We start from the raw sequence: 16,212 nt of genomic DNA on the forward strand, positions 1-16,212 counted from the left end.
TCAGTTGTAAAACCACGCGGCAGCTCGCCCAAGACGGCGATCCAGGGAGAAAGTCAGGTATGAATCAGGGATTGTTCCTGCGGCGCCGCAATAAAGTTCACGTCCCGACGGGCACTGGCGGTGCGACGCGCGCCCAGGTTGCATCAGTGATCCAGGAAGTCGCGGCATTCCGATGCGTACTATCGGAGCCTCTGATTGAACAAATCGGCAGGTTGTCAGCGGCAGAGCTCAAGTCCTGGCTGCGCGAGATTGTCAGAGTCCTTCGGCGGGAGACAGGGGCTCATGTGCACCACTCCCCGCTTTATCCTGACTTCCCAGAGCAGGTGCTGGCTGCCTCAGAGGCGGAGTTGTACCTTAACGCCGTCATTCACTACCTCACACTTTGGCGCCTACCACCCTCTGAACACGCTCGACCGGCGATGCTTGAAGGCAACTACATCTCCCGCGTGATCGAGCCGGGAAGTGTCTCTGAGTTCGAATCATTGTTCGCGCCGCTGGTGTCATCGCGCAGCTCGCTATCCGAAGAGGAAAGCGCCGACGTGATCTGGTTTATCCGGCAGTACAAAGGCGATGTGTTCCGCCTGCTGCCTGAGGCTATACCTTTCCGTGAGATCCGCGCACAGGTTGGCAGCGCACTTCTCTTGCATGTAGCCGGTGATACGCGAGTGAACGCATTCCTGGAACAGAACGTTGAAACAGCGACTGACGTGCTACGACTTGCGGTAGCACTGAACGCAGGCGACGTGTCGCTGGCGACAGCGTCGACACGTTTCACCGCGATGAAGCGCTCGATGCGCCGCCTGCTGTTGCGACTGCTCGACGCCATACCCAACGCCGTAGAAGACGTGATGCGCCATACCGAGCGCTGGAAGCGCCTGGCTGAAGTACTGCATCCGGGTGACTACGCCGATAAATACCCACGAGCGCTGGCCGCGATCACGGCAGCGCGTCGCAATGATGCGCCCGCTTCGTTTGGGTCACGTGTAGAAACTTTATTTGCCCAGCGCCACATCGCCACGCTCACGTCCCTATTGCAGAGTCGTCCTGGTGAGTTTGCACGGCGGTTGGACGCGACCCTGCGACGTGCAGAAGAACCCGAGCCGGTTCTAGACGCGTTCGAGGCGGTTGCGGCACACGTGTCCTCACCTGTTCTGCTGCAACTGCTGGCCCAGGTACGTTCGCCACGCCCTCTTCCTCTGCGAGCGTTCACGCCAAAAGGTGCACTGGCCAAAGTCTATGCCATCAAAGATCGGCGCGAGTCTCTGACACCGGACGTGTTGGCGCGTGCAGCGCGAATCTGCGAAGACGCTCTCGTAAAGCGTTTTGCATCGCTGCCGCCACTCGGCCGCTGTTTCATCGATCCCGAGTTACGCGAGTACAGAGTGCCGCTGGCCCAGCGTGCCTCAGCGAAGTCACTGCGTACGCTGGTGCGCGGCAGCCGGTTGCCAATCCCCGATACACGCTTCATTCGCCTGTTCCTATGGTGGAAGAACGGTCGTGCACGCACGGACATCGACTTGTCCGCTGCATTTTTCGACGCCAACTTCGTGTTCAGAGAGGCGGTTGCGTACTACAACCTCAAGGGTTATGGCGGCTACCACAGCGGCGATATCGTGGACGCGCCCGAAGGGGCCTCGGAATTCATCGACCTCGACCTTGATGTCCTTGTCGAGAAGGGAGTCCGCTATGTCGTCACATCCATCAACTCCTTCACCCAGCAACCGTATTGCGATCTTCCAGAATGCTTCGCGGGCTGGATGGCCCGTGCGGACGTGGCATCGGGTGAAGTGTTCGAGCCTAAAACCGTGTTCGACCGTATCGATATCGCGTCCGACACCGTTATCTGTCTGCCGTTTGTGATGGACTTGCAGGAGCGACGCATGATTTGGGCCGATCTGGGACTCACTTCATCGCCACGCTGGAACAACGTCGACAACAACCTCAGCGGGGTATCTTTAATGCTGCGAGCGTTAGTGCATACGCCACGGCCAGATTTGGAGACACTATTCGACCTGCACGTTCGAGCACGGGGAGAACGAGTGGCCTCACTGCAGCAGGCACAGGTGGTATTTGCACCTGATCAAGGAATTACGCCTTTCGATACGGATGTGATTCGATCGCAGTTTCTCTGATACCTGCGCCAGCCTTTACTGCTCGTTGAAAACGACGGCTCTTGCCTCCAATCTTTCTTCCCGTACGCCGGTAGAGCTAACGCCGCACCCCATGTAGGAGCCGGCTTGCCGGCGATGGCGTGCTTGAGATCACTACCTCATTCGAGGGCCTCATCGCTGGCAAGCCAGCTCCTACAGTTGGGGCGAGGCGATCCGTTTACCGTATTCCAAAAACACAAAACCCCGGCGCATGGCCGGGGTTTTGTTATTCAGCATTCACCTGCTAGCGCAGGATCACTCCCACTCAATCGTCGCCGGCGGCTTGCTCGACACGTCATACGTCACGCGCGAGATGCCTTCGATCTCATTGATGATACGGCCGCTGACAGTTTCCAGCAGTTCGTACGGCAGATGTGCCCAACGGGCGGTCATGAAGTCGATGGTTTCTACGGCACGCAGGGCCACGACCCACGCGTAACGACGGCCATCGCCAACCACGCCGACGGATTTCACCGGTTGGAACACCACGAATGCCTGGCTGACCTTGTGGTACCAGTCGGCCTTGCGCAGTTCTTCGATGAAGATGTGGTCGGCGCGACGCAGCAGGTCGGCGTATTCCTTCTTCACTTCACCCAGGATGCGCACGCCCAGGCCCGGGCCTGGGAATGGGTGGCGGTAGACCATGTCGTAGGGCAGGCCGAGTTCCAGGCCCAGACGGCGGACTTCGTCCTTGAACAGTTCGCGCAGCGGTTCTACCAGCTTGAGGTTCATTTCCTCAGGCAGGCCACCCACGTTGTGGTGGGACTTGATCACGTGGGCCTTGCCGCTCTTGGCGCCGGCCGACTCGATCACGTCAGGGTAGATGGTGCCCTGGGCGAGGTACTTGATGTTGTCCAGTTTGCTGGACTGGGCATCGAATACGTCGATGAAGGTGCGGCCGATGATTTTGCGCTTCTTCTCTGGGTCGGACTCGCCGGCCAGGTTGTTGAGGAACTGGTCCTCAGCGTTGGCGCGGATCACCTTGACGCCCATGTTCTCGGCGAACATGGCCATCACTTGCTCACCTTCGTGCAGGCGCAGCAGGCCGTTGTCGACGAAGACGCAGGTCAGTTGGTCGCCGATGGCCTTGTGCAGCAGCGCAGCAACCACGGAGGAATCAACACCACCGGACAGGCCCAGCAGCACGTTGTCGGTACCGACCTGGGCACGGACTTGTGCGATGGCGTCTTCAGCGATCTTCGACGGGGTCCACAGCGCTTCACACTCGCAGATGTCGAGGATGAAGCGCGACAGGATGCGGCCGCCTTGCTTGGTGTGGGTCACTTCCGGGTGGAACTGCACGCCGTAGTAACGACGCTCGTCGCTGAACATGCCGGCAATCGGGCAGCTCGGGGTGCTGGCCAGGATGTGGAAGTCTTCCGGCATCTTGGTGACTTTGTCACCGTGGCTCATCCACACGTCGAGGCCGAACAGGCCATCGGCGTCGACGTGGTCTTCGATGCCGTCCAGCAGGCGGCTCTTGCCGACCACGTCGACACGGGCATAACCGAATTCACGCAGCTCGGAACCTTCAACCTTGCCGCCCAGTTGCTCGGCCATGGTCTGCATGCCGTAGCAGATACCGAAGACGGGCACGCCCAGGTCGAATACGGCTTGCGGGCAACGCGGGCTGTTGGCTTCGTGCACGGACTCTGGGCCACCGGCGAGGATGACGCCTTTGGGTGCGAATTCGCGGATCGCTTCGTCGTCCATGTCGAACGGATGCAGTTCGCAGTACACACCGATTTCACGCACGCGGCGGGCGATCAGCTGGGTGTACTGGGAACCGAAATCGAGGATCAGGATGCGGTGGGCGTGAATGTCGAGGGCCATGAAGTCAGTCTCGTCTAATGAATCAGAAACAACTCGGGGCTGAAAGAACAGCCCCGGTTACTTAACGTTTTGCTGGAAGCCTCAACCTACGCGGTAGTTTGGCGCTTCCTTGGTGATCTGCACGTCGTGGACATGGGATTCAGCCATGCCGGCGCCGGTGATCCGCACGAACTCTGGCTTGGTGCGCATTTCTTCGATGTTGGCGCTACCGGTGTAGCCCATCGAGGAACGCAGGCCGCCCATCAGTTGATGGATGATGGCGCTCAGGGTGCCCTTGTAAGGAACACGGCCTTCGATGCCTTCCGGTACGAGCTTCTCGGCGCCTGCCGAAGAGTCCTGGAAGTAGCGGTCCGAAGAACCTTGAGCCTGGGACATGGCGCCCAGCGAACCCATGCCACGGTAAGCCTTGTACGAACGGCCCTGGAACAGTTCGATCTCGCCCGGGGCTTCTTCAGTACCGGCGAACATCGAGCCCATCATCACGCAGGAAGCACCAGCGACGATGGCCTTGGACAGGTCACCGGAGAAACGGATGCCGCCGTCGGCGATCAACGGTACGCCCGTGCCTTCAAGGGCAGCGGCGACGTTGGCGATGGCGCTGATTTGCGGCACGCCCACACCAGCAACGATACGGGTGGTGCAGATCGAGCCAGGGCCGATACCGACCTTGACCGCATCCGCGCCTGCCTCGGCCAGGGCCTTGGCAGCAGCGCCGGTGGCGATGTTGCCGCCGATCACTTGCACTTCAGGGAAATTCTCTTTGACCCAACGCACGCGGTCGATCACACCTTTGGAGTGACCATGGGCGGTGTCGACCACCACCACGTCAACACCCGCAGCCACCAGGGCCGAAACGCGGTCACCGGTGTCTTTGCCGGTACCGACTGCTGCACCAACGCGCAGACGACCTTGGTCATCCTTGCTGGCCAGCGGGTAAGCCTTGGACTTCTCGATGTCCTTGACGGTCATCATGCCCTTGAGGGTGAACTTGCCATCGACAATCAGCACTTTCTCCAGGCGGTGCTTGTGCAGCAGCTCGCGCACTTCGTGCTTGTCGGCGCCTTCGCGCACGGTGACCAGGCGCTCTTTGGGCGTCATCACTTCACGAACAGGAACATCCAGGCGGGTTTCGAAACGCACGTCACGGGAGGTGACGATGCCGACCAGGTCGCCATCGTGCAGTACCGGCACACCGGAAATGTTGTGCATGCGGGTCAGGTCGAGCAAGTCACGCACCGTGGCATCGGCCTCGATGGTGATCGGGTCCTTGACCACACCGGCTTCGAACTTCTTGACCTTGCGCACTTCGGCAGCTTGCTGCTCGATGGTCATGTTCTTGTGGATAATGCCGATGCCGCCTTCCTGAGCCATGGCGATGGCCAGACGGGCTTCAGTGACGGTGTCCATGGCAGCGGAAACAAGGGGAATATTCAGCTCGATGCCACGGGTTAGGCGGGTCTTGAGACTGACTTCGTTAGGAAGCACCTCGGAATAACCGGGCACTAGGAGAATGTCGTCGAATGTCAGAGCTTCTTGGCTGATACGCAGCATCGCGGGGGCTCCCGAGCGGGAAAATGGAAGCGCGCCATTATATACATGCACCCTGCCCGGCTCAATGTAAAACTCTGACAAACTTGGTAATACTGATAGATGGAGAAAAACAGCGCCCTGTAGGAGCCGGCTTGCCGGCGATGAGGCCCTTGAGCCTTGTGCCAAACCAGAGGCTGCCATCGCCGGCAAGCCGGGCACCTACGGGTTGGGCAGCAGAGGTTTAGAGCTCGACTTTGACCCAGCTCATCTTCTGGTCCAGCCAGTCGGCGAATTCGTCGATAAAGCTTTGCTTGAAGCCCGCTTCGGCCCAGTTGTTAAAGATAAAGCCCAGGTTCGAGAAGCCGCATTCCTGCAGGAACAGGAACCCGTTGATGTCATCTTCATGCCCACACAGCGGGCAGGTGAAGTTGTCGGTGTGGCCGGGCATCCACTCCTCCAAGCTTTCGAACAGGGCCTCGCCGACTTCCTTGCGGCACTCCGGGCAGCCGGCTTCTTCGAGAAAACCCTTGGCCGGCGTGTAGATGCAACGCTTGTAGATGATCTCCAGGCCGTTGATCGGCTCGTTGAACGGCAGCGCCTGGGGGTGCAGCACCACCGCGCGGGCACCGTCGGCCAGGGCATAGCCCATGCGGTTGCCGGTACGACCGCAGGTGGTCAGCTCTTCCTTGATGATGTTCTTGCGCACCAGCCAGCGCACGATCGCCCGGGCGCGGGGTTCGTGGACGGGCAAGGTGGAGATTTTCGGGACAAGGATGCTTTGGGAGTTCATGAGGCCTGAGAGTCCTGCGGTGTGTCGTCTGACGCCTTCGCGGGCAAGCCCGCTCCCACAGGGGGTCGCATTCCAATGTGGGAGCGGGCTTGCCCGCGAAGGGGCCCTGAAGGCTGGCAGCTTAATCCCTACCCCACACAGGTCAAGTACTCAAGTATCGCCCAATCAAGGCAAGCCCACTGGCCAACACCAACCACGTCACCAACCGCACAAAGGCTTCACGGGACATGCGCATCGTCAGCCTGCGCCCAACCCACAGCCCCAATGCCATCGCCGGCAACAGGCACAGCGCCAACATCAACAACGGCAAATCCGCATACACCCCGGCTATCAGGAACAGGCTCAGGCGCACCACCGTGCTGCAACTGATCAACGCACTCTGGGTCGCGCGCGCCGCCTCCTTGGGCAGGCGACTGTTCAGGTAGATGGCATATAAAAAGCCACCACTGCCGAACAACGCGCCAAACAGTCCGCCCACCGTGCCCATGGGAATCGACCACTCGGCCGCCAGTTGTGTTGGCCGAGCCTTCACCGCCAGGCTGTAGATCGCGTAGGCACTGATGAACAGGCCCATCAACAGCAGCAACAGGTCTGAATGCAGGTTCAGCAAAAACACCACGCCCAGCGTACAACCGATGGCCATGCACGGCAGCAAGCGCAGCAACTCCGGCGTGTTCACCTCCCGCCGCGATTGCAGCAGGTTGCCGAACGCCGCGACAAAATCCAGCAGCACCAGCAATGGGATGATCTTTGACAACGGCATGAACAGGATCAGCACCGGCCCCGCCACCAGCGCCGTGCCAAAGCCAGCAATGCCGAACACCACGTAGGCCACGATGATGCCCAGGCCGATCACCAGCCACTCCACGCCACCAAACGACCACTGACTCATCAGCTCAACCGGGCTCATGGGCGATTCCTTATTCGAGATGGCGATCACTTTAGCCATCCATGAGTGTTGCGACTAATATCTTCAAAGCCCTCCACCCATCTCGAAAAGGCATGACGCGTGATCTCAACCCGCCAACTGCGCTACTTCGTCGAAATCGCCGACAGCGGCAGCTTCAGTGCCGCCGCCGAGCGCCTGTTCGTGGCGCAATCGGCCTTGAGCCGGCAGATCAAGGAGCTGGAAACCCAGCTGCAAACCCCACTGTTCGAACGCACGGCACGCCAACCCCGGTTGACTGCGGCGGGCGAGGCCTTTTACCCCCGCGCACGCAACCTGCTGAGCGAGTTGCTCAAGGCCAGCGAGATGGCAACGCAAGTGGGCAATGGCGAACTGGGTACGCTGCGCCTGAGCCATTCGAGCACCGTGCCGATGAGCGGCCCGCTATTGAAAGGCATCAGCACCTGGCTGGAGCGCTGCCCGGGAGTGTCCATGGATATCGTCAAACTGTCCTCCGAGGCGCAGTTGGAGGAAATCGCCGACGGGCGGCTGGAAGTCGGGCTGTTGCGCCTGCCCGTGTTGCGCCAGCGCGAAGGCGTGCGGATCGTGCCGTTATACAGCGAACAATTGCTGCTGGCGGTGCCACCCAATCATCGGCTGGCGCACAGCAACACGCCGGTCGAACTGGCGCGGCTCAAGGATGAGGCGTTTATTTCGATCCCCCATCCCCAGCGCGGCGGCCTGAGCTACCTGTCAGCCGAGTTATGCATGCGCGCCGGATTTTTCCCCAAGGCGGCGCGGGTCATGTCGCGCAAGACCACCCAGTTGCAGCTGATCCAGGCCGGCTTTGGAATAGCCTTGTTACCAAAATCCATGCAGGACATCGCCCCGGCCAATGTGCACTTTTTGCCCCTGGCCGACCCGGAGTGCCTCAGCACCGTGGCCTTGGCCTGTGCACAGGCGCCGAGCGCGCTGGTGGAGCAATTCTGCCAAACCTTGACCGAATGCCTATAAACTGCCGCCCATGATTAAAGATCCTTTTGCCCGCCTGGGCCTGGACCGCGAAGTCCTGACTGTCAGCCAGCTCAACGGCCGCGCGCGGGTGTTGCTCGAAGACGTGTTCACCAATATCTGGGTCGAAGGCGAGATCTCCAACCTCGCCCGCCCGGCCTCCGGCCACGTGTATTTCACCCTCAAGGACAGCGGCGCGCAGGTGCGTTGTGCACTGTTTCGCAACAACGCCGCGCGGGTACGCCAAGCGTTGAAGGATGGCCTGGCAGTGAAGGTGCGGGGCAAGGTCTCGCTGTTCGAAGGCCGGGGTGATTACCAACTGATCCTCGATACCGTCGAGCCCGCCGGTGATGGCGCGCTGCGCCTGGCGTTCGATGCGCTGAAGGAAAAGCTCAGCGCCGAGGGCCTGTTCAGCGCCGAGCGCAAGGTGCCACTGCCGGCGCACCCTCGCCGCATCGGCATCATCAGTTCGCCAACCGGCGCGGTCATCCGCGACATCATCAGCGTGTTCCGCCGCCGTGCGCCAAACGTTGAACTGACCCTGATCCCCACTGCCGTGCAAGGCCGCGAAGCCATCCCGCAGATTGTGCGCGCCTTGAAACTGGCCGATGCGCGGGGCTTCGATGCGCTGATCCTGGCCCGTGGCGGCGGCTCGTTGGAAGACCTCTGGTGTTTCAACGAAGAAGCCGTGGCCCGTGCGGTGGACGCCTGCGTCACGCCAATCGTCAGCGCCGTCGGGCATGAGACCGATGTGTCCATCAGCGATTTCGTCGCTGACGTGCGCGCGCCAACGCCCTCCGCTGCGGCTGAACTGCTCGCACCCGACGCCAGCCACCTGGTGCGCCAGGTCGACAACCTGCACCGCCGCCTGGTGATGCTGATGCGCAACCGCCTGAGCCACGACCGCCTGCGCCTGGAGGGCATGGCCCGTCGCCTGCGTCACCCCGGCGAACGCCTGCGCCAACAGGCCCAGCGCCTGGATGACCTGGACATGCGCCTGCGCCGTGCCTTCGAACGCAGCCTCAATACCCGCCGCGAGCGGTTGATCCGCCTGGAAACCCGCCTCGCCGGCCAACACCCTGGCCGCCAGCTGGCCCTGCTGCGCCAGCGCCTGGACAGCCTCGCCGAACGCCTGCCCCGCGCCATGCGCGAAGGCCTCAAGGCGCGCCGCCTGCACCTGCAAAGCCAGGTGCAGACACTGCACGTGGTCAGTCCCCTGGCGACCCTGGGCCGTGGCTACAGCATCTTGCTGGACGAGCGTGGCCAGGCGATCCGCAATGCCGCGCAAACCCACACCGGCCAGCGGCTCACCGCGCGCCTGGGTGAAGGCCAATTGCAAGTGCGGGTGGAAGACAACCACCTGACACCCGTCACCCTTTCGTTACTGGATTGATCAATGCCACGTTTTCTCGGTTTGTTGATGCTCGCCTGCCTGACCTTCAATGCCCACGCCGACAGCTATATCACCCGTCTGCTGAACAAGCCGGTGCCTGGTGGCGTGGCGGTGGTCGACCTGGGCACAGCGGCGGCCGCCCCCAAGGCCACGTACCTGAACCGGCCGGTGCTGGTGGTCAAGGAACAGAACAACTGGCTGGCGATCGTCGGTATCCCGCTGACCGTCAAGCCCGGCACCCAGCGTATTACCAGCGGCTCGCAAAACCTGCCGTTTGTGGTGGGCTTCAAGAAGTACCCCGAGCAGCACATCACCTTGAAGAACAAGAGCCAGGTGAACCCGGACCCGGCGCAGCTCAAGCGCATCGAGGGTGAACTGGCGGTGCAGCTCAAGGCTTACCGCAGCTTCAGCCCGAACACGCCGAGCAACCTTCTGCTGGATAAACCGGTCAACGGGCCGCTGTCGAGCAAGTTTGGCGTGCGCCGGTTCTTCAACGGCGAAGAACGCAACCCGCACTCGGGCCTGGACTTCGCAGTCGGCGCCGGCACGCCGATAAAGACCCCGGCAGCCGGCAAGGTGATCCTGACCGGCAACTACTTCTTCAACGGCAACACTGTGTTTGTCGACCATGGCCAGGGCTTTATCAGCATGTTCTGCCACATGTCCAAGATCGACGTGAAAGTCGGCGATCAACTGGCCCGTGGCACGGTGGTGGGCAAGGTCGGCTCCACGGGACGCGCCACCGGGCCACACATGCATTGGAACATCAGCCTCAACGATGCGCGGGTCGACCCGGCGATCTTTATCGGCGCGTTCCAGCCTTGATATGAAGGGTGAGGCTACTGGCCTCATCGCGGGCAAGCCCAGCTCCCACATGGGAACACCCTCTTCTGTAGGAGCTGGCTTGCCAGCGATGGCGCCAGATCAGTCGCCCTATTGCGCGGCCAATAAATGCAGCGCAAACAAAACATAACCCATCAGAAAAAACAGCAATAAAATCTCGCATAACACGCAGATAGCAGAACTTATCTCAATTTTTCTCGACTGCTTGCCATCTTTCACCTCGGCGGTTAGGGTTGGGCTTATGAAAACCTCTCACACCCTCATTCAGCTCCGCCAGCACCGCAGCCTGTGCCTCGTCAGCGCACGACTGCCAGGCTGAATCGATCTGCCTCGCCCCACGTTTTACCCCAAACAATAGTTACTCGGCAGGCCGCCTTTTCTCGGCCCCTACTACAAAGGATTCCCCGATGAGCATGCTCAAAGACCCGTCTTCGAAGTACCGCGCGTTCCCGACCATCGATATTCCAGACCGCACCTGGCCGTCGAAAACCATCACTGAGGCGCCGATCTGGTGCAGTTCCGACCTGCGTGATGGCAACCAGTCGCTGATCGAACCGATGGACGCGGCGAAAAAGCTGCGCTTCTGGAAAACCCTGGTGGCCGTGGGCGTGAAGGAAATCGAAGCGTCGTTCCCGTCCGCCTCGCAAACCGACTTTGACTTCGTGCGTACCCTGATCGAAGAAGGCCACATCCCGGACGACACCACCATCCAGGTGCTGACCCAGGCCCGCGAAGACCTGATCGCACGTACCTTCGAGTCGTTGCGCGGCGCGAAAAAAGCCATCGTTCACCTGTACAACGCCACGTCGCCCTCCTTCCGTCGCATTGTGTTCAACCAGGACAAGGACGGCGTCAAGGCGATCGCGGTCAACGCGGCCAAGCTGTTCGTCAAATACGCCGCCCAACAGCCGGAAACCCAGTGGACGTTCCAGTACTCGCCGGAAACCTTCAGCGCCACTGAACTGGAGTTCGCCAAAGAAGTGTGCGACGCGGTCATCGAGGTGTGGAACCCGACGCCTGAGCACAAGGTGATCCTCAACCTGCCAGCCACCGTTGAATGCGCCACGCCGAACATCTATGCCGACCAGATCGAATGGTTCGGTCGCCATATCAACCGCCGTGACAGCGTGATCATCAGCCTGCACACCCACAACGACCGTGGCACCGGCGTGGCCGCCACCGAGCTGGGCCTGATGGCCGGCGCCGACCGTGTCGAAGGCTGCCTGTTCGGCAACGGCGAGCGCACCGGCAACGTCGACCTCGTCACCGTGGCATTGAACATGTACACCCAGGGCCTGGATCCGCAGCTGGACTTCTCCGACATCGACGGCGTGCGCAAAGTCGTTGAAGAGTGCAACCAGATCCAGGTGCACCCTCGTCACCCGTATGTCGGCGACCTGGTCCACACCGCCTTCTCCGGATCCCACCAGGACGCAATCCGCAAGGGCTTCGCCCAGCAGAAGGACGGCGCGCTGTGGGAAGTGCCGTACTTGCCGATCGACCCAGCCGACATCGGCCGCAGCTACGAAGCGGTGATCCGTGTGAACAGCCAGTCGGGCAAGGGCGGCATCGCCTACCTGCTGGAGCAGGAATACGACATCAGCTTGCCACGCCGCATGCAGATCGAGTTCAGCCAGGTGGTACAGGCCGAAACCGACCGCGTGGGCCTGGAAATGACGGCGCCGCAGATCTACGCCTTGCTGCAGCGTGAATACCTGCAAGCCAACACCCCGTACGCGCTGGTCAGCCACCGCCTGCAGGAAGAAAACGGCAATAGCTTTGTCGAGGTCGAAGTCTCGGGCAAAGGCCAGGGCGAAACCAACCTGCACTGGAAAGGCAAAGGCAACGGCGCCCTGGAAGCGCTGGTGGCTGGCTTGCCGATTGGCGTGGAGATCATGGACTACAACGAACACGCTATCGGTGCGGGCACCAATGCCAAGGCCGCGGCCTACATCGAACTGCGCGTGAACGGCGAGCGCCCGGTGCATGGTGTGGGCATTGATGAAAACATCACTACTGCCAGCTTCAAGGCGTTGTTCAGCGCGCTGAACCGCTCGTTGAGCCAGCAGGAAGCCAAGGCGGCGTAATCAGCTGCTGAAATGCGAAAGGCCCCTGGGTGTGAATCCAGGGGCCTTTTTTATTTGAGAGGTGTGGTGAGGGTTCTGACCTCTTCGCGAGCATGCCCGCTCCCACATTCGACCGCGTTTTTCCTGTAGGAATGCAGTTCAATGTGGGAGCGGGCTTGCTCGCGAAAACGGTCTGTCAGACAAACTGGAAAGTATCAGCATCCAGGTTCGCCGGGAATTTAGTGCGATACGCCGCCAACTCCGCCGCATTCAGGCTCACCTGAAACACCCCGTCCGCCTCCCCCGCACTCAGCAGCGTCTCCCCCTGGAAATCCAGCACCTGGCTGTCGCCGGTGTAGGCAAAGCCCTTGCCGTCGGTACCGACCCGGTTCACCGCCGCCACGTAGCACAGGTTCTCGATGGCGCGTGCCGGCAACAGTCGATTCCAATGTTGGCGCCGTGCACCGGGCCAGTTGGCGGTGTACAGCAGCAGGTCGGTGTCGTGAGCGTCGCGGCTCCACACCGGGAAGCGCAGGTCGTAGCAAATCAGCGGGCGAATGCGCCAGCCCTTCAACTCGAACTGCACCTGGCGCTCACCCGGCGTGTAGTGATCGTGCTCGCCGGCCATACGAAAGAGGTGACGTTTGTCGTAATGCAGCACCTCACCATCCGGCCGGGCCCACAACAGGCGGTTGCGGTGGCTGCCGTCGGCGGCCTGGATGATCACGCTACCGGTGATCACCGCGTTGTACTTGGCAGCCTGGGCCTGGAGCCAATGGTGGGTCGGGCCGCGCTCCGGCTCGGCAAGGGTTGCCGAGGCCATGGAGAAACCGGTGGTGAACATCTCCGGCAACACGATCAGGTCAGCGCCTCTGGCCTGCTCCAACAGCCCCTCGAAATGTTCGAGGTTGGCCTGACGGTCGTGCCAGGCCAGGGTGGTCTGAATCAGGGCGATGTTCAGGTCGGGCAATGCATTCAGATCACGCATAGTTTTTCCGCTGCCTGCTGCAGCGTCTCCTCGCGTTTGGCAAAGCACAGGCGCACCAGGCGCTGGCCTTGGGGCGGGTCCTGATAGAACACCGAGACCGGGATGGTCGCCACGCCGTGCTCGCGGGTCATCCACAAGGACATGGCGACGTCATCCAAGTCCGGGCGAATCTGTGAGTAATCCACCAATTGGAAATAGGTGCCGGTCACCCGGGTGAAGCTGAACCGCGATGGCGCCAGCAAGTCGCAGAACAGGTCGCGCTTGGCCTGGTAGAACGCCGGCAGTTCCTCGACGTGTTCCGGGTGTTCGGCCATGAAATCGGCCAACGCATACTGCAGCGGGGTCACCCCGCAGAAGTTGACGTATTGGTGCACCTTGCGCAGCTCGGCCGTGAGGGCCGGCGGGGCGACTACATAGCCGGTTTTCCAACCCGTGACGTGGTAGGTCTTGCCGAAGGAGCTGACCACGAACGCCCGCTGGTACAGCTCTTCATGGGCCAGCACGCTGACGTGGGGCACGCCATCAAAGACCAGGTGTTCGTAGACTTCATCGCTGACCAGGTAGATATCGCGGTCACGAATCAAGTCGGCCAATTGGTCCAGCTCGCCACGGCTGATCAGCGCGCCGGTCGGGTTGTGCGGCGAGTTGAGAATGATCATGCGCGTGCGCGGTGACAGCGCCGCCTTGATCTTCTCGAAGTCCAGCGCGAAGCCATCAAGGCTCAGTTGCACGTGCACACAGCGCCCACCGGCCAGCTCGACCGAGGGTTCATAGCTGTCGTAGCTGGGGTCGAACACGATGACTTCATCACCGTTGCGAATCACCGCCTGGATCGCGCAGAAGATCGCCTCGGTCGCGCCCGGGGTGATAGTCACTTCACTGTCGGCATTGACCGTGGCGCCATAGCTACGGGAGATTTTGGCAGCCACCTGCTGACGCAGTACGGGCAGGCCGGTCATGGGGGCATACTGGTTGTGGCCGAGGGCGATATGCCTGCCCACTGCATCGAGCAAACCCTGGGGGCCATTGAAGTCAGGGAAGCCCTGGGACAGGTTGAGCGCGCCGGTTTCGGCGGCCAGTTGCGACATGGTGGTGAAGATGGTCGTGCCGACATTCGGCAGCTTGCTGGTGATCATCGAAAGGCCCCTGCAGGTGAACCCCAAGTTTTAAGCTGCCGGCCGCACGGGGTCAAGGCACAAACCTTCGCGCACAAAAAAGGGCTCATCAAGAGCCCTTTTTGCGAGGTCGGAATCAGCGCTTGTCGCGGCGCTTCTTGTCGGCCTTCTTGTGGTGAGTCATCAAACGACGCTTCTTGTTCACCTGGCGGTCAGTCAGCGTGTTCTTGTTGCCTTCGTACGGGTTGTCACCGCCTTTGAACTCGATGCGGATCGGTGTACCGACCAGCTTCAAGACACGACGGTAGGTGTTTTCCAGGTAACGCACGTAGGACTTTGGCACCTTCTCGATCTGGTTACCGTGGATCACGATAATCGGCGGGTTGGCACCTCCCAAGTGGGCGTAACGCAGCTTGATCCGACGGTTGTTGACCATCGGCGGCGCGTGCTCGCCCACCGCGTCTTCCAGGATCTGGGTGAGGCGGTTGGTCGGCCAGCGGGTGACCGCGGACTTGAACGAGTTCTGGACGGACGCGTAGAGGTTGCCCACGCCGGTGCCGTGCAGGGCCGAAATGAAGTGGATATCGGCGAACTCGACGAAGAACAGCCGGCGTTGCAGCTCGATCTTCACGAAATCGCGCTCGCTTGGCGTCATGCCGTCCCACTTGTTGATCGCGATCACCAGCGCCCGACCGGCTTCAAGAGCAAAGCCCAGCAGGTTGAGATCGTGATCCACCACGCCTTCGCGGGCGTCCATCACAAAGATCACCACGTTGGCGTCTTTGATCGCTTGCAGGGTTTTCACCACGGAGAACTTTTCAACTTCCTCGTGGATCTTGCCGCGCTTGCGCACACCGGCGGTGTCGATCAGCGTGTACTTCTCGTCGTTACGCTCGAACGGGATGTAGATACTGTCGCGGGTGGTGCCAGGTTGGTCGTACACGATAACCCGGTCTTCACCGAGCATGCGGTTGACCAGCGTGGACTTGCCGACGTTGGGGCGGCCGATGATGGCGATCTTGATACCGTCTTTTTCGCTCGGGCCAGGAATGCGCTTGGCTTCCTCACCTTCGGCAACGATCTCTTCTTCACCCTCTTCTTCCTCGACGTCATCCTTCGGGAAACTGCTCAGGGCAATTTCCAGCATCTGCGTAATGCCGCGACCGTGGGCACCGGCGATCGGGATCGCATCACCCAGGCCCATCGGGCTGAATTCGGCGCGGGCCAGTTCAGGATCAATGTTGTCGATCTTGTTGGCGACCACGTAGGAACGCTTGTTGCGCTTGCGCAGGTGCTCGCCAATCATCTGGTCGGCAGCGGTGTAGCCCGCACGGGCGTCCACCAGGAACAACACGACATCGGCTTCTTCAATGGCCAGCAGCGACTGCTCGGCCATCTTTTCGTCCATGCCATGCTCGTCACCGGAGATACCACCGGTGTCGACAATAATGTAGGAGCGCCCTTGCCACTTTGCCTCACCGTATTGGCGATCACGGGTCAGACCGGACAAGTCGCCAACGATGGCGTCACGAGTCCTGGTCAGGCGGTTGAACAAGGTGGACTTGCCGACGTTAGGTCGGCCCACCAGGGCGATTACGGGAACCATG

12 protein-coding genes are annotated in these 16,212 nt (G+C 61.0%); 5 read left to right on the forward strand and 7 right to left on the reverse strand.

What is annotated here, in order from left to right:
• Positions 1-59 precede the first annotated feature (59 nt).
• Positions 60-2,132 carry a TerD family protein gene (locus M2394_RS23065; RefSeq protein ID WP_259174692.1) on the forward strand — a complete coding sequence of 691 codons (2,073 nt, stop codon included), beginning with the start codon at positions 60-62 and terminating at the stop codon, positions 2,130-2,132.
• A gap of 273 nt (positions 2,133-2,405) precedes the next feature.
• Here M2394_RS23065 and guaA read toward each other — a convergent pair whose 3' ends face one another.
• From guaA to M2394_RS23085, 4 genes are all read right to left on the reverse strand, one after another.
• Positions 2,406-3,983 carry a glutamine-hydrolyzing GMP synthase gene (gene guaA / locus M2394_RS23070; RefSeq protein WP_177006534.1) on the reverse strand — a complete coding sequence of 526 codons (1,578 nt, stop codon included), beginning with the start codon at positions 3,981-3,983 and terminating at the stop codon, positions 2,406-2,408.
• Positions 3,984-4,064: 81 nt separating this feature from the next.
• The gene (gene guaB, locus M2394_RS23075; protein ID WP_178921644.1) at positions 4,065-5,534 is read right to left on the reverse strand and encodes an IMP dehydrogenase; all 1,470 of its coding nucleotides are present in this window, start codon (positions 5,532-5,534) and stop codon (positions 4,065-4,067) included.
• A 220-nt stretch (positions 5,535-5,754) separates the two neighbouring features.
• Complete coding sequence (locus M2394_RS23080; RefSeq protein WP_178921643.1) at positions 5,755-6,303, reverse strand: sugar ABC transporter ATPase; 549 nt, start codon at positions 6,301-6,303, stop codon at positions 5,755-5,757.
• 142 nt (positions 6,304-6,445) lie between these two features.
• Positions 6,446-7,213 (reverse strand): sulfite exporter TauE/SafE family protein, encoded by a 768-nt coding sequence (locus M2394_RS23085; protein ID WP_259174693.1) that lies wholly within the window; start codon positions 7,211-7,213, stop codon positions 6,446-6,448.
• 99 nt (positions 7,214-7,312) lie between these two features.
• Between M2394_RS23085 and M2394_RS23090 the strand changes: the two genes are divergently transcribed.
• The 4 genes from M2394_RS23090 (at position 7,313) to leuA (ending at position 12,523) form a co-directional block, all read left to right on the forward strand.
• On the forward strand, positions 7,313-8,203 hold the full coding sequence (locus M2394_RS23090) for a LysR family transcriptional regulator (protein ID WP_178921641.1): 891 nt from the start codon (positions 7,313-7,315) through the stop codon (positions 8,201-8,203).
• 10 nt (positions 8,204-8,213) lie between these two features.
• Positions 8,214-9,593, forward strand: coding sequence for an exodeoxyribonuclease VII large subunit (gene xseA / locus M2394_RS23095; protein WP_259174694.1), 1,380 nt, complete (start codon positions 8,214-8,216; stop codon positions 9,591-9,593).
• A 3-nt stretch (positions 9,594-9,596) separates the two neighbouring features.
• Entirely contained in the window at positions 9,597-10,418 is an 822-nt protein-coding gene (locus tag M2394_RS23100; RefSeq protein ID WP_259174695.1) for a peptidoglycan DD-metalloendopeptidase family protein, read from the forward strand.
• Positions 10,419-10,843: 425 nt separating this feature from the next.
• On the forward strand, positions 10,844-12,523 hold the full coding sequence (gene leuA / locus M2394_RS23105; protein WP_178921636.1) for a 2-isopropylmalate synthase: 1,680 nt from the start codon (positions 10,844-10,846) through the stop codon (positions 12,521-12,523).
• A gap of 175 nt (positions 12,524-12,698) precedes the next feature.
• Here leuA and M2394_RS23110 read toward each other — a convergent pair whose 3' ends face one another.
• The 3 genes from M2394_RS23110 to der form a co-directional block, all read right to left on the reverse strand.
• Positions 12,699-13,490 carry an amidohydrolase gene (locus M2394_RS23110; RefSeq protein ID WP_178921634.1) on the reverse strand — a complete coding sequence of 264 codons (792 nt, stop codon included), beginning with the start codon at positions 13,488-13,490 and terminating at the stop codon, positions 12,699-12,701.
• Positions 13,478-14,626 (reverse strand): pyridoxal phosphate-dependent aminotransferase, encoded by a 1,149-nt coding sequence (locus M2394_RS23115; RefSeq protein ID WP_259174696.1) that lies wholly within the window; start codon positions 14,624-14,626, stop codon positions 13,478-13,480. The genes M2394_RS23110 and M2394_RS23115 overlap by 13 nt, the downstream gene beginning before the upstream one ends.
• A 115-nt stretch (positions 14,627-14,741) precedes the next feature.
• Positions 14,742-16,211 carry a ribosome biogenesis GTPase Der gene (gene der / locus M2394_RS23120; protein ID WP_178921631.1) on the reverse strand — a complete coding sequence of 490 codons (1,470 nt, stop codon included), beginning with the start codon at positions 16,209-16,211 and terminating at the stop codon, positions 14,742-14,744.
• Position 16,212: the final 1 nt, after the last annotated feature.

The organism is Pseudomonas sp. BIGb0164 (assembly GCF_024810135.1).
Taxonomy (GTDB): domain Bacteria; phylum Pseudomonadota; class Gammaproteobacteria; order Pseudomonadales; family Pseudomonadaceae; genus Aquipseudomonas.

Coding starts and splice junctions, on each gene's coding strand:
- guaA (WP_177006534.1), bottom strand. CDS start 3,983: ATGGCCCTCGACATTCACGCCCACCGCATCCTGATCCTCGATTTCGGT.
- guaB (WP_178921644.1), bottom strand. CDS start 5,534: ATGCTGCGTATCAGCCAAGAAGCTCTGACATTCGACGACATTCTCCTA.
- xseA (WP_259174694.1), top strand. CDS start 8,214: ATGATTAAAGATCCTTTTGCCCGCCTGGGCCTGGACCGCGAAGTCCTG.
- M2394_RS23085 (WP_259174693.1), bottom strand. CDS start 7,213: ATGAGCCCGGTTGAGCTGATGAGTCAGTGGTCGTTTGGTGGCGTGGAG.
- M2394_RS23065 (WP_259174692.1), top strand. CDS start 60: ATGAATCAGGGATTGTTCCTGCGGCGCCGCAATAAAGTTCACGTCCCG.
- M2394_RS23080 (WP_178921643.1), bottom strand. CDS start 6,303: ATGAACTCCCAAAGCATCCTTGTCCCGAAAATCTCCACCTTGCCCGTC.
- der (WP_178921631.1), bottom strand. CDS start 16,211: ATGGTTCCCGTAATCGCCCTGGTGGGCCGACCTAACGTCGGCAAGTCC.
- M2394_RS23115 (WP_259174696.1), bottom strand. CDS start 14,626: ATGATCACCAGCAAGCTGCCGAATGTCGGCACGACCATCTTCACCACC.
- M2394_RS23110 (WP_178921634.1), bottom strand. CDS start 13,490: ATGCGTGATCTGAATGCATTGCCCGACCTGAACATCGCCCTGATTCAG.
- leuA (WP_178921636.1), top strand. CDS start 10,844: ATGAGCATGCTCAAAGACCCGTCTTCGAAGTACCGCGCGTTCCCGACC.
- M2394_RS23100 (WP_259174695.1), top strand. CDS start 9,597: ATGCCACGTTTTCTCGGTTTGTTGATGCTCGCCTGCCTGACCTTCAAT.